General features: G+C 46.1%; 12 protein-coding genes. 2 read left to right on the forward strand and 10 right to left on the reverse strand.

Annotated elements, in window-relative coordinates:
* Positions 1-288 precede the first annotated feature (288 nt).
* From lepA to gpr, 4 genes are all read right to left on the reverse strand, one after another.
* Positions 289-2103: a translation elongation factor 4 gene (gene lepA, locus BUA17_RS18215; RefSeq protein ID WP_063567286.1), complete on the reverse strand. Its 1815-nt coding sequence runs from the start codon at positions 2101-2103 to the stop codon at positions 289-291.
* A 146-nt stretch (positions 2104-2249) separates the two neighbouring features.
* The gene (locus BUA17_RS18220) at positions 2250-2609 is read right to left on the reverse strand and encodes a hypothetical protein (protein ID WP_063567285.1); all 360 of its coding nucleotides are present in this window, start codon (positions 2607-2609) and stop codon (positions 2250-2252) included.
* 54 nt (positions 2610-2663) lie between these two features.
* Positions 2664-3959 (reverse strand): stage II sporulation protein P, encoded by a 1296-nt coding sequence (locus tag BUA17_RS18225; RefSeq protein WP_063567284.1) that lies wholly within the window; start codon positions 3957-3959, stop codon positions 2664-2666.
* Between the two features lie 160 nt (positions 3960-4119).
* Positions 4120-5121 (reverse strand): GPR endopeptidase, encoded by a 1002-nt coding sequence (gpr, locus tag BUA17_RS18230; protein WP_063567283.1) that lies wholly within the window; start codon positions 5119-5121, stop codon positions 4120-4122.
* Between the two features lie 175 nt (positions 5122-5296).
* Between gpr and rpsT the strand changes: the two genes are divergently transcribed.
* Complete coding sequence (gene rpsT / locus BUA17_RS18235; protein WP_024628504.1) at positions 5297-5569, forward strand: 30S ribosomal protein S20; 273 nt, start codon at positions 5297-5299, stop codon at positions 5567-5569.
* Positions 5570-5735: 166 nt separating this feature from the next.
* Here the strand turns inward: rpsT and holA are convergent, their stop codons facing one another.
* The 3 genes from holA to BUA17_RS18250 all read right to left on the reverse strand — a co-directional run bounded on the left by holA (position 5736) and on the right by BUA17_RS18250 (position 8814).
* On the reverse strand, positions 5736-6752 hold the full coding sequence (gene holA, locus BUA17_RS18240; protein WP_072734515.1) for a DNA polymerase III subunit delta: 1017 nt from the start codon (positions 6750-6752) through the stop codon (positions 5736-5738).
* Between the two features lie 257 nt (positions 6753-7009).
* Positions 7010-8269 carry a zf-HC2 domain-containing protein gene (locus BUA17_RS18245; RefSeq protein WP_072734516.1) on the reverse strand — a complete coding sequence of 420 codons (1260 nt, stop codon included), beginning with the start codon at positions 8267-8269 and terminating at the stop codon, positions 7010-7012.
* Positions 8266-8814, reverse strand: a complete 549-nt coding sequence (locus BUA17_RS18250; RefSeq protein WP_024628507.1) for an RNA polymerase sigma factor — start codon at positions 8812-8814, stop codon at positions 8266-8268. Before BUA17_RS18250 ends, BUA17_RS18245 begins: the two co-directional genes overlap by 4 nt.
* A 349-nt stretch (positions 8815-9163) precedes the next feature.
* On the opposite strand from BUA17_RS18250, the gene BUA17_RS18255 reads away from it, so the two are divergent.
* Positions 9164-9466, forward strand: a complete 303-nt coding sequence (locus BUA17_RS18255; protein WP_053781298.1) for a hypothetical protein — start codon at positions 9164-9166, stop codon at positions 9464-9466.
* 620 nt (positions 9467-10086) lie between these two features.
* Here the strand turns inward: BUA17_RS18255 and BUA17_RS18265 are convergent.
* The 3 genes from BUA17_RS18265 to BUA17_RS18275 form a co-directional block, all read right to left on the reverse strand.
* Positions 10087-12948 (reverse strand): ComEC/Rec2 family competence protein, encoded by a 2862-nt coding sequence (locus BUA17_RS18265; RefSeq protein ID WP_072734518.1) that lies wholly within the window; start codon positions 12946-12948, stop codon positions 10087-10089.
* 104 nt (positions 12949-13052) lie between these two features.
* Positions 13053-13574: a deoxycytidylate deaminase gene (locus tag BUA17_RS18270; protein WP_063567278.1), complete on the reverse strand. Its 522-nt coding sequence runs from the start codon at positions 13572-13574 to the stop codon at positions 13053-13055.
* 95 nt (positions 13575-13669) lie between these two features.
* Entirely contained in the window at positions 13670-14257 is a 588-nt protein-coding gene (locus BUA17_RS18275; RefSeq protein WP_072734519.1) for a ComEA family DNA-binding protein, read from the reverse strand.
* Positions 14258-14379 lie beyond the last annotated feature (122 nt).

Below are 14379 nucleotides of genomic sequence, written 5' to 3' on the forward strand. Positions count from 1 at the left end.
GCCATCCGGCTTCCCTTTCAGCTTGGTTTATTGGTTATTCTGTGTTGTACCTACGTTTGCAAGCAAACGTCTTGCAATTCAATTTTGATACACACACTCCTACCCAAAAATGAATTATTAATCTAATTTAAATACACACATTGTGCTGTACCCGAGACAAAATATCGTTTATCCTTTCATACACAAATTATTGATGTACCGAAAGGGTTCACGTGACGTTTGCAAGCAAACGTCTTTTTAAACGCATTCTCCGATACACAAAATTTGATGTACTCAGAGATTGCGTTCTTAATCATCAATTTTCAGCACCGCCATGAATGCTTCTTGCGGCACCTCTACGTTACCAACCTGCTTCATCCGCTTCTTACCTTCCTTCTGCTTCTCAAGCAGTTTCCGTTTCCGCGAGATGTCACCGCCATAACACTTCGCAAGTACGTTTTTACGCATTGCTTTTACCGTTTCACGAGCTACAACTTTGGTACCTACAGATGCCTGAATTGGCACCTCGAACATTTGCCGTGGAATCAGCTCGCGCAGTTTCTCACAGACAATGCGTCCGCGGTTATAGGCACGATCACGGTGAACGATGAAGGACAGAGCATCTACCTGTTCGCCATTGAGTACAATATCCATTTTCGCCAGATTGGACTGACGGTAACCGGACAGCTCATAATCCAGGGATGCATATCCTTTGGTACCGGATTTCAACTGGTCGAAGAAGTCATATACAATCTCGGACAACGGAATCTCATAGGTAATGGTAACCCGTGTTGTGTCCAGATATTCCATATTCACATATTCACCACGTTTATTCTGACACAGCTCCATAATGGTACCTACATAATCATTCGGTACGATAATGTCTGCCTTGACATATGGTTCCTCGACGTAATCAATCCGTCCCACCTCAGGATAGTTGGATGGGTTGTCGATTTTCATCACTTCACCATTCGTTAAGGTGACGTGATAGATTACACTTGGTGCCGTTGTGATCAACGGAATATTAAACTCCCGCTCGATCCGCTCCTGGATAACGTCCATGTGAAGCAGTCCAAGGAATCCGCAACGGAATCCAAAACCGAGTGCACTGGATGTTTCCGGTTCAAAGCTCAGAGACGCATCGTTCAACTGCAATTTCTCCAACGCTTCACGCAGATCAACATAGTCCGATGTTTCAATCGGATAGAGACCACAATATACCATTGGGTTAATTTTACGATAACCCGGCAAAGGTTCCGGTGTTGGATTTTTGGCATCCGTTACCGTATCCCCGACTTGTGTATCGCCTACATGCCGAATACCGGCAACAATAAATCCAACATCCCCGACGTTCAGCTCGTCCACGATGGTCATACGAGGTTTGAACGCTCCAACTTCAATGACTTCAAATGATTTACCTGTTGCCATCATTTTGATTTTGGAACCGGATTTGATTTTGCCGTCAACAACACGCACATATACGATTACACCTTTGTACGGGTCGTAGTGCGAGTCAAAAATCAGCGCTTTCAAAGGCTGTTCAGGATCACCAGTTGGTGCCGGAACACTTTTCACCACTTGCTCCAAAATTTCTTTGATTCCGATTCCTGATTTGGCCGAAGCCAAAACCGCATTACTTGTGTCCAAACCAATAACATCTTCCACTTCCTGCTTCACCCGTTCAGGATCAGCGCTCGGAAGGTCAATTTTGTTGATAACCGGTAAAATTTCAAGATTGTTATCCAACGCCAGATACACGTTGGCAAGTGTTTGGGCTTCAATTCCCTGAGCCGCATCCACAACCAGCAGAGCACCTTCACATGCAGCAAGACTGCGTGATACTTCATACGTGAAGTCTACGTGTCCTGGTGTATCAATCAGATTCAATAAATACTCTTCACCGTCATCCGCTTTGTAAGTCAAGGCTACTGCTTGTAGCTTGATCGTTATTCCACGTTCGCGTTCAAGGTCCATTTTATCGAGAACCTGTTCCTGCATTTCACGTGACGTGAGCGCACCTGTGTGCTCCAAGATCCGGTCCGCAAGTGTTGATTTGCCGTGATCTATATGTGCAATAATTGAAAAGTTACGAATTTTACGTTGTCTTGCCCGAATGTCAGTCATTCCTTACCCCCAGAAACAGCCTAGTGTCAATCACATCATTATAACAGTTGATGCAGGGTGCATCAATCCCGCGTTGCCCCAACTTTATAATTATCGTCACAATTGCGAACTCCCAAGGGTATATTTTGCCTATATTTCATAACCTTTTATTCAGCGACTCCGCTAAATAAGGATACTACCCACTTCATTCCGTTATGGGACAGATTTTGAAGAAGACCTGCCGTTTTGTCAGCCAGCACGTCGACCGGTGCTTTGCTCTGCTCTGCGCCAAGCACTTGACTCGGTGACAGAACAGGTACGGCTGGGGGTTCTTTGACCTCCTGTTGTACCGCCGCGATCGGAACAGACTCGGCAGCCGGTGCAGCCGGCTCAGTTTTCACCACTGCAGGGTTGCCAGTCGAATCATCGCCCCTATTAAAGTTGCTGCCTGCCAGCTGCATTCCAAACAGCACACCCAGCAACATTAATAAACAGATGGAAAACAATCTTTTGCCGAATCTGGACACATTCCTCGCCTCCTGTTATATCTTCAATTCTTCTATTCTTCCATATCAGGAATACTAGCCACCTTGTGATGTCTTTTCCGCACTCGCTTTGTCCACCTTCTGATCATTCCAGTACACCTCTGCAATCATGTCGGCGAGTACTTTGGATGTTCGCTCCAGTTCAGCAGCTGTATTGTCGATGCCGCCAATCTCAATCAATATGCTGTTGGGAGAAAGCGTCTGGTTGTATTCACCATTGTTGGCCCCGCCGCCGTCCTTGCCCCATACGCCCCGAGATACCCCTGGATATTTCGCTTCCAGCTTCTTATGAATTTTGGCCGCAAAGGCCTCATTCTGCTGCCAGTTTGGATTCTCATGTCCTATAATAAAATATACTTTGGCATAACCCAGATTATTAATAGTCGTCGTTGTTTTGTTATGACGTTGTGAGTCACGGTGGATATCGATGAGATACGTAAGATCGTCATTTTGAGCGAGTGCAGTTTTCACCGTCTGACGAGAGTATTTATAGGAATAATTCCAGTTATAATCCTTGACCTTGGTCGGATAATCTTCCTGTGCATGTTCCACCCCAATCCCCAGTTTCTCCAAACTATCGGATAAGTAGGTTCCCACTTGAAAAACATTGCCCGTCGATTTACCAGAAGAAGGATTGTCACTCTTTGTGCCCAAGAGAGGATTGTATCCTTCACGTGGATGGGAATGGTAGACAAGAATCGCTTTTTTTCCTGTCGTTGGTTTGCTCGGTTCATCTTTACCGCCACTCTTCGGTGGGGGATCACCCTTTACTTCACCATCACCCGGATCCTGCGGATCAGATGGATCGGGGTTATCCTGACCTGGTGGGATATGCTGCTCGCCACCTGATTTCCCTCCGCCTGCCGATGCCGTATCAATGAGTCCAGGACCCGGCTGATAATCTTCTGGAGCTTCAGCTTTTTCATTTCCCGAGCCCGGTCGCAGCAGTACGGGTTGATTGGAACCCATGCCAGGCATTTCTCTAGCGATCAGGCTTTTGGGGTCTTGCGGATTCACATTCGTCAGCAGTTGGAACACAAACGAAGTCAGATTCTCACCAGAAAATGCAGAGGCTTGTTCCTTCTGAGTTAGATGCGGCATTTCCATGCCGAGCATGTCCACAAAAAAGCTGCTTGATACGGCTCCCGCAAACCCTTTCATAGAAGAAACGGGTGAGCTATTCAAACGCTTCTCTGCCATGCCCCCTAGACCGAGTACAACAAAAAACAAAGCAGATATGATCATAAGCAACAACAACGTACGGCCCATGGCCAGCACGTGCAAACATCTCTTTTTCCATTTACCAATATTCCAGGCCAATATTTTGTTCATTGCTTCTGTCTCCTTCCCTGCTGGACAACGCTTATACTTCAACTCTATGAGCCTGCCAGATTTGATAGAACAGGAAAAAGAAGATTGCACAAAAAAAGAAAGTCCGATAGATTCGGACCTTCTTCACAGGAGTCTCAAGCATTTAAATTTCAAATGTTAATTAATGGGTGTAGGCAGCTACATTCTCAGCATTTACCGCATCATGGAGCGCTGCATTTAGACCTGTTGCAATAATATTGGCAATATCTTCGACAAATTCGTCGATTTCTTTGGGGGTAACGATCAGATCATGGCCTAGTGGCTCCAGTACCTCTTTTACCAAACTGAGACGGTCATTTTCGCCAATATCGTCCAGCATGCCCATAATCTGTTTCGTTTGGTCGGTCTCCTGCCGAAAATGAGTACGCATCATTTCAATGACGTTATTCACGATGGTCGACGCATAACATACGGTAGGTACACCGATGGCAATGCAGGGAACACCCAATATTTCACGTGTCAGTCCACGTCGCTTGTTCCCAATTCCTGAGCCAGGATGAATGCCGATGTCTGCCACTTGAATCGTTGTATTAACACGTTCGAGGGAGCGTGAAGCCAGCGCATCAATCGCAATGATTGCATCTGGTTTCGTTCGATCCACGATCGCTTGTACGATGTCACTGGATTCTATACCCGTTGTCCCCAGCACACCTGGCGCAATAGCACTGACTTCTCGATAACCGGGTGCAACCTGATCCGGAACCAGCTCAAAATACTGACGGGTAACCATCAGATTCTCCACTACCAGCGGACCAAGTGAATCAGGCGTGACGTTCAGGTTGCCCAAACCCACAATCAGCACCTTGGAAGTCTTGTTAATTCCCGCTTTGGCCAAAAAATCTTCCATCTCTCGCGTGAATTCTGCCGCCACCCGCTCCTGAAGATCGGTATCCCCGTTACGAAGCGATGGAACCTCCAAAGTGACATAGTGCCCCTTTACACGCCCAATTGCTGTAGCTGCTGCATCATCAAGCACATCAATACGTGTGATTTTGATACCGTCTTTCTCATCCACATCCTCCCGTAGCCCGGGAATCGTCTGTTTCTGCCCCCCCTGAGCCATCTCCTTGGAGTCAATTGCCAAGTCGGTACGAACTGCATAATTTTGCAAATCCAGTGTCATCTGTCCCTGCCTCCCTTACCGCATTTGAGCATATTGTGTGGGAAAATGGTGTGCTTTATGCAGCACCATCGAACATCATAGGAAAATCTGTTGCAATTTGCATGCCAGCGTGCTAGAATATTTTAAGTTGTGAAACGTTTGTATTCATGCAAATGCCTTACAGGAGGTGAATGTAATGCCAAACATCAAATCCGCTGTTAAACGCGTAAAAACGAGCGACAAGCGCCGCGCACTCAACGCTTCCCAGAAATCTGCACTCCGTACAGCTGTTAAAGCTGCTGATGCTGCTCTGGTAAGTAACGAAGTTGATACTGCAAAAGCTGCGATTCAAGCTGCTTCCAAAAAGCTGGACAAGGCTGTAACTAAAGGTCTGGTTCATAAAAATGCTGCAGCCCGCAAAAAGTCTCGCTTGGCGAAAAAACTGAACGCTCTTTCCGCACAAGCGTAAGAAGCGTTACTTATACGATCTAATGGAAAAATCCTGAACAGCACGAGCTTTCAGGATTTTTTAGTATCTGATTCTATAAGAACTCATTCAAACGGGGCGGCCTCTATTCCGATGATCTCACCATCAACGGAATAGAGGCCGCTTTGTGTTACAGTTATATCTAAGTTTAAGCACCGAGCCTTAACAAGAAAAGCTCTAGTCCGAACACTTTATCCACTGCCCCGGTCTTCATCTGATAATCCAGTTCACTGAGATGACTCAGAATTAGCCTCAAACGTTCTGCCTGAAACTTGCGAGCCTGTTCACCAGCAATTTTGACAGCATACGGATGCAGACCAAGCTGACTGGCAATCTGCTGTTGGGAGTAACTCTGCTGCCCTAACTCCTTTACCTGAATCATAATTCGAAATTGACGGGCAATCAAGGCAGCAATTTTGATTGGTTCTTCACGCTGCTTCAGCAACTCATAAAAAAGACCCAACGCTTTCTCCAGCCTCAAGTTAGCAAGCTCCTCCACCAACGCGAACACATTCTGCTCGGTACTTCGCGCCACCAAAGATTCGATATCTGCGCGTTTAATCGTGCCTCCGTTACCAGCGAACAAACACAACTTGTCCACTTCCGCAGATAACGTCTGCAAGCCTGTTCCTGCATAACTCACAAGCGTGTCAGCTGCTCCAGTCTCAAAAGATACATCCCGTTGCTTCGCCAGCTTTACAATCCAACCCAGCAGCTCTTCACCACTTAGTGGAGCGAACGCAAGGACAACGGCTTGTTTCTTGGCTGCCTTAACTAGTTTTTTACGCTCATCCAGCTTATCCCCTTGGGCCAGAAACACAATAATACTATAATCTGCCGGATTGTCCATATATGTAAGCAGCCGATCAATCTGGTGATCAATTTTGGAATCCTTGCCTGCTGTAAACAAATTAGCATCGCGAACGATAATGAGTTTACGTGGAACAAGAAAAGGAATCGTCTCCGCTTCTTCAATGACCACCTCCACAGGTGTCTCAGAGAGATCATATGGAATGATCGCAAATTCTCGGTGCTCTTCTTCAATTACCTGTTGTTTTAACATATCCGTAAATTGCTGTATCTGGTACTTCTCCGTTCCGTACAGCACATATACCGGAGCCGTTTCTCCATTACGTATTGCCTTTGTCGCACTCTTTACATCCATCACGGTGCCCCCTTATCCCTCTTATCCTACCAGAAATCGTGACAGACAACAAAGGGGCCTTACATCCGGTTACGGATGAAGGCCCCCTGTCCTACATCTATATAAACGCTGACACCAACAATTCTAGAAAAAGCTGGTGCGCGGTCATACGACGTCAGTTATGCCAACTGAGATAGGACGTTGTTGTTACTTTCAATATATTCTTGATACAACAGAAATGTTCGGCAAGTCTTAAGGCCAAACGTATAATTTACAGCCTATTTACCAGAGGTCCCGCTTGAACCAGTGGACACATTAAACGATTTCTTCACTGTTGTCCCATCTTGATCTGTCTCGTAATTGAATACGGTGCTATCCTTGGACCAGCTCGCAGATTTTAGTGTACCCTCCACACTACGTTGCTCGACCAGATTAAGCACATCCGGGTCAGCGGCAGGTTTAGAGTAAATGCTGATCTGATCGCCGAGCAGCATGACCAGATAGGAGCCATCGGGTGACTTCCATTCTTTTGGAGTCTTCGTGGCAAGTGCACCTGAATCCGTGGCAGCCAATCCCTTATTTCCTCCCGCTGCATCCATGCCTGTCTCGGAATCAGGACTCGTCACGCCCTCCGTCGGCTCTTCTACCTTAACATCAGGCATATCCTGAGAAGTAGTGAATGATTGTGCATCCCCATTTTCAGGCTCCGTTGCTCCACTCTCAGTAGAACCTGCCGAAGGTCCGGTAGCAGCTCCTGAATCCTGACTTTTTTGCTGATCTGCACTCTTGGTACTATCAGCAGGATTGGAACTGGAAGGGGCGTTTTTCGTTGCATCACTCTTGTTCAATTCTGACCCAGTATCCGGCTGTTTAGAAGGTTGCTCTTCCTTCAATTCTGGTTCCTGCACCTTTTCTGAACCATTTTCTTCAGGACCAACCTCTTGAGCTTGTTTATCTTCAGCGGATGGCTGACTTTCCGAACTATCGACCCACACACTGTTATCGCTCTGTAGTGAGGTGGAAGAATCTTCATTATCGATCTCTCTGCTCAGTGGATTTTGATCCTCATTCCCACCTTCTTGGGTGCTGCCCGTGCTCATTATCATTTCTGCATTTTCGATCTTCTCTGGCTGATATCCAAAAATGGCAACGCCCAGTACAACAGCGGCTGCTGCTGCGCCCATGGACATCCGGCCCGCCATAGAATTCAACCATTTTTGCTTCGGTTTCCGCTCACTAGAACGCTGTAAATTCTCAAATGCAGCAGGGACAGGACTCATTTCCTGTATTGTACTGCTTTGTTCCCTTTTCGCTTCGTCGATTGCATCCAGTTGCGGCATAATGGCATCAACCAGACTGAATCTCGGGGTTACCTGCGGCAAATCTTCCAGTTCTCTGGAGAGAGCTCTGAGCAAACTAAAATTTTCGGCGCACTCCGCGCATTGGGCCACATGCTGTAGCATCTGCGCAGTTTCCGCCTCGCCCAGATCATGATCCAGATACCGGTGCATCCATTCCACCACCTCTTCGCATTTCATCCTGTCACACCACCTTTCTGATACTCCTGTAGTAGATTCTGTAATTGCTGTCTGGCTCTAAATAAATAAGATTTAACCGTATTCAACGGAAGATCGAGGCAATCCGCAATTTCGTTATAGGATAAGTCCTGCAAATATCTTAGAACAATAACGGTACGATGATGCTCAGGCAGCTTGTTAATGGCATCCTGAATATCCTTTGCCACATACGTGGACATCACTTCGAATTCCACATCCTGATTGTCCTGAAAAACCATATCATGCTCGTCAATGGAGACGGAGGGCTTGGTTCTTCTGAATTTATCAATACAGATATTCGTGACGATGCGCTGAACCCATGTCTTAAACTGGGCCTTTTCCTCATATGAATTAATCTTGGTGTAAATTCGGATCAACGCTTCCTGAGCAGCATCCAAAGCGTCTTGTTCATTATTTAGAATGTAATATGCGGTCCGATAAACATGCTGTTCAATGTCCCGCAATAGGGTAATTAGAGCGTCGCGATCGCCCGATTGAGCGGCTCTGATGAGTTCCGGCTCTACCACAAAGGATCCCCCTCTCCCTGCAACCTTACAGACGTGACCATCAATAAAATTGTTGCAAAGTTAAGTATTTTTTTTATTGCCATAACAAAATAACGGCTTATGTATTGGGGCCGCTGAAATCTTCTCTTAGAATAACAGAAATTGCATAACGAGTCATCAAGCCAGCTCAAAAGTCATTCCAGTACTTACACGACTCAATTTTATTACAATGGCATACATTATAGCTAACAACACTTATAGCATTGAAAATAAAAAAGTTCAAATTTTGTACAAATTTAAGCTCGTTTTAATGTAATTTTCATGAAAACAGTGTATTGTAAATTTACATTCATAACACGAGGTGATGAGCATGCCAGCTCTTGCAAAAATTCAAGCGTTAAAAGAACAAATGCCCAAAGAATATCAAAGCATATCCCATTTTGTGGAACATGCTTTGCAGTCTATTGATACCCTGGTTGAGGAACATCGGAAATACACCGCTGCACAGGCATTATACGGCGATAAAATCGTCGGATCGGAAGAACGCTTGTACAGAGAAACCGTGCTTGATGTACGAGCACAGCTGTTGCTGACGCTTGAGAAAACCGTAGAAGATCTGTTGCACAAAGGCGACAAACATTGGAGTAAACACTTCAAAGATGGCGTTGAATAATTCGTTGTTATAAGTCATTTCAAAATTAGCCCGCTTTCCTGCATTCTCCCCGAGGAGTATACCGGAAAGCGGGCTTTTGTTTTCATTCTTCGAGCAAATGATGTACTTCATACAGAAAATTAATAAATGACAACCAGTTGTAGATTGGGACTGTATAGATTTTATCTTTATTGAGCGAACATGATGAACACAGAAGTATTACGTATCTTTCACGAAATTTTACATTAATTTCACATAAACAGCATAATCAATCCCATTTTATAACTTAAAATAGAAAATATAGGCACGTAGAGGAGCGAAATCAGACAACTAACGGAAAACTGGACACTATTTAATAGTAATTCAAGTCGCAAAGACGAACTAGAACTCACAACGGCGCAACAAAATTTCTATGCAGATATGAGGCAGATTAAATGAATTTGAAAATCTTTTTAAAGTACTTCCTGGGATTTTTTCTACTCTGTAGTCTATTATTTAGTGTATATAATATGATGATACGCCATAAAACTTGGGATCAAATCGATCACACGATTAACTTATTCAGTGCGACTATAATTAGCTTAATAGTTGGTATTTCAAAAGCAAGAGAGTAATCCATTTTAGCCAACTCCCACAGAAATTCATGAATCATCCATTGTCAACTTGTAGCGCACATCAATCTTCCCATCTCTGATCTTCATCTGAATCTCCCCCATTTGATCTGTTCGATAGATCTCTGTACCCGAATCTACAAGACGTTCAAGCACCCCAGGATTGGGATGTCCATATGTATTGTTGGCCCCAGCAGATATCACGGATGCAGATGCATTCCAGTACTGTAACCAAGCTTCCGTTGACGATGTTTTGCTACCGTGGTGTGCAACTTTTAATACGTCTATGGTAACAGGAACCTCATGATTCTCCCCCAAATGACGTGTAAACATCTCCTGAATAGTAACATCTACTAACGTAGCATCCGCATCGTACTGTCCAAACGAGGCTGAGAGCGATCCATCTTGAATCATATACAGCAGATCCTGCTCCGCTGCAGCATCCATGTCTCCTGTGAACAATAATGAGGCGCCTGCCATTTCCAGCATAAAGACAACCGAATCATGATTCTGATGTTCCGAGAAGGGCAATCTTTCTTCTGTATCCATCGCTTTCTCCAGATCCGGATATATAAAATGTAGTCTGGTCTCCCCATCCGGAGCGTAGGACATCCCTTGGCGAATGGCATATAACGGAATCTGCTTGTCTATAACGGTATCCAGCAATTTCTCGAAATTGGCTGTACCGCTGGTTGTCCCATTGAACATGAATCGTTCCACTGGAATCTGTTCGAGCACGGCCTGTAATCCACCAGCATGATCCTGATCGGCATGGGTTACAATTACGGCGTCCAGCCGATGAATGCCCCGCTTTTTCAATAAAGGAACGACCACCTTGGCCCCTACTTCGTATGGATCACGCCGTGTCTTCCAGGATTGTTCAGACTTCCCGAACTGGACCGTACCTCCACCATCGACCAAAATATGTTTGCCTTCAGGTGTTGTAATAAGTGTACTGTCCCCTTGTCCGATATCCAAAAACTGCACCACTCCTGTCCCCGCAGGCTGCGGTGTCTGGTATGCCCACCATAATCCCACCACAAAGCTGAGAGCCAGCAGCGCACACATCCATTTGTGGAAGACGTTCATCCGTTCACCAGAGTAAAAACCCGCCCCACGCGCAGCAAATGCACTGGTATATTCCGGCCAGGCAATACTTGCACTTAATGTTGTCATCGAACCCGGGCTAGCCTCACGTCCACCTTTGTTTAATCCTTGTGATGATACATTAGACAACCCAGACAATCCTAGAGCCGCTTTAGGCGTTCCCCCAACAAATCGGCGATCCAGCGGAGCCGTATCCTCTTCTGTGCCCTGAACTACAGGCTGGTCACCTCGACCACGATGAAGGACCCGCAGAAGCGCATAGAGAACGGCATAATATGCTGTTATCCACAGTAGCGATGGGGTAGCCCAGATCAGCACAAATCCAGGCAAACTGTTCATCCACTCCACACTTACAAAGGTCAATTTGTTCAACATAATAGCAATCCACGCCAATGGTTTAGCCAGAGGTATCCAAATGAACGATAAAATCAGGGCAACCGTTCCAAGAGGAAGTACAATGGCACTGATCAAAGATACAAGCAGGAAGTTTGCGACAAATGAAAGCAGTGAAAACTGGTTGAAATACAGAATCGTGACCGGAAAAGAAATGAGCTGTGCTGTTACCGTCACAGAAGCTGTTGCTGCAAGGCCCTTGGGCCAACTGCTAAATATCCGATTAATCAGTGGCATGTAAATCATCAGTCCAGCCGTTACAAGAAAAGATAGCTGAAAGCTCACGCTCAGTAAAAAATACGGGTTCCACCACATCATCAACAACGCTGCTGCACTGATCATCTGCAATCCATCCCTCGCAAGCCCGCGCCGCGCCATATACAAACCAATCATCGACATGATACCCGCACGAATGACTGATGGCGAACCGCCAGACAACAGTACATATGCAGGTATTAGCAGCAACACAATGGTGAGCGAGGTTTCTCGGGTTAACCTAAGCCATGATAAAAGGAGAAGCAACGATGCCACATACACCGCGACATGTGTTCCGGAGATCGCCAATATATGAGTTAAACCAAGCTGTGAAAATTGTCCATATGTATCCGGATCGATATCATTAGCCATCCCGATAATCAGGCCTTTCATATACCCCGCATGAGGTTCGGGAAATATCTGTTCTACCGCTGCGCCAAGTTTATGCCTGACGATGTCATTCCACCGGAGGATATTGAGTTCCCCCAGCCCTTCCGGCGGAACGGTGGTTACCGAGCTGGCACCCTTCACTTTAAACAACCAATGGATATGAAGAGTCCTTAAGTAATTTCGATAGTCAAACCCACCAAAATTTCTGGCTTCGCTGGGAAGCGCAAGCGCACCCGTCAACGTGATCGTATCTCCTCGCTTCCACCCTGCTGCTACTTGCTGTTCTTCTTCCTCAGCCAGGCGAACTTGGACCATTAGACGTTCTCTCACGTTAGGCGCAGTTCGCGCTTCCGACGCTGGCGCCGAGGATGCATCGGATAGTGGAAGCATCGACGTGACCTGCATTTCAAAATCAGCCCGATCCCCATCTATGCGTACATCCGACATAAGGGTTCCTTCGAGTGTAGCTGCATAACCGTCCAAATCCTCGGCTGTCGTATGTGTGATATCGGGCAGACTACTCCGATTCCGCGCATCATTCCATTCCCAGTGCACAGCACCGCCAACGAGTGCTCCAATCAGTAACAAGATGGACCAACCGCGTATATCAATCCATCGTAGTAAAAGTGGCAGACAAACGAATGCTCCGATCATTCCCACGATCAAGGACCAACCCGATAATACACATGCCATCCCACTACCGCATAACCAGCAGACGGTAAATACGAGTAAAGGTCTACCTTTCATTTTCTACCCCTCCTTTGTGTCACCCGTATGAACGCAGAAAAACCCCCGGCAGCTGATACAGCAACCGGAGGTTCTTCCCCGCAAATTTGAATATTATATTGGTTCTAGTCACTTACTGTCATCATCGTCTCCCGCGGAGGCTGGTAATTTTCCAGCTTACGAAACGTAATACCTTTTTGCTTCATCATATTTGTTACCTTGCCTGTGTCCTTGGGATACGGGCGATGAAACACGATTTCTGTAATACCGCTATTCGCGAGCATATTAGAGCAAGTCCAACAAGGTTCATCAGTGACATATACAGAAGAGCCTTCGCGGTCAATTCGATCGGTGAACAAAAGCAAATTCTGCTCCGCATGAATAGTACGAATACAGCGTTGCTTTTTAACCATTTCCTCCTGACCGTCGGTTACCACCAGCTCATATTCTTCTGAGATCATGCATCCTGCTTCAGAGCAGTCCGGAACCCCCATGGGCGCACCATTATAGGCTGTTCCAAGCAGTTTCTTCCCCTGCACAAGTACAGCCCCAACATGACGGCGTGAACAGCGGGAACGGGTAGAGACCATATATGCGATGTCCATGAAATACGTATCCCAGTCTTTGCGTACGTCTGCCGTGCTCATAACCGTTTCCCTCCCATCGGATACAAGTTGAACCCATCCTTCGTTCTTATGTCATTTCCAATTCAACTTATATCCTAATATTTAATATTGCGTGATTACCTGATCTGAACATACGGAGCCATTTTCTCCAGCATCTTCATTCCGATTCCTTTCACTTTGGTCAGATCGCTGACTTTGGTAAACGGACCATGGGAATTACGATAATCAATAATGGCTTGCGCCTTTTTCTCCCCAATTCCAGGAAGGTCCATAAGCTTCGCTGCCGGAGCTGTATTGACATCAATTTTGCCATTGTCGACAGCTTCATTACTAACCAAAGCTTGGTTATTGTCTGGTGAAACAACCGCTGCCTCGGATTTCGTTTGTGTCCCATCAGTAGGAGTATCCGTTTGCTTAACTGCAACTGTCTGATCAGACACTTTCCCTGCTGCGGCATCAACCAGATTAGTCTCTACTGGGGCCTCTGTTGTTGACGATCTCTGTTCTGCATCGGAAGCCTTCGTTTGTTCCTGAACCAAAGTAGCCGACTGTACAGCAGGGGTTTCCTGCTCTATCGTCGGCTTCTCGGTGGCGAGCTGCATAGGTTCCCAGCCCAAAGGCGGCTGTTCACTTTTGCCCGACCATAATATCAGAATACATCCGACCACCGCCGCAGCAATGGTCATCCCCTTGTTCCATCTCATTTTCTTCCACACCTCTCCCTGGATTCAAAATAAATCTATTCTGAACACGGGCGGTGCTTCCGAACCGTTGGATTTGCCTGGTAAACCAAGCTGTACTATTTTCATGTCATGTGAAGCAGGTC

It is taken from the genome of Paenibacillus sp. ov031 (genome assembly GCF_900143165.1).
GTDB classification, from domain to species: Bacteria; Bacillota; Bacilli; order Paenibacillales; family Paenibacillaceae; genus Paenibacillus; species Paenibacillus marchantiae.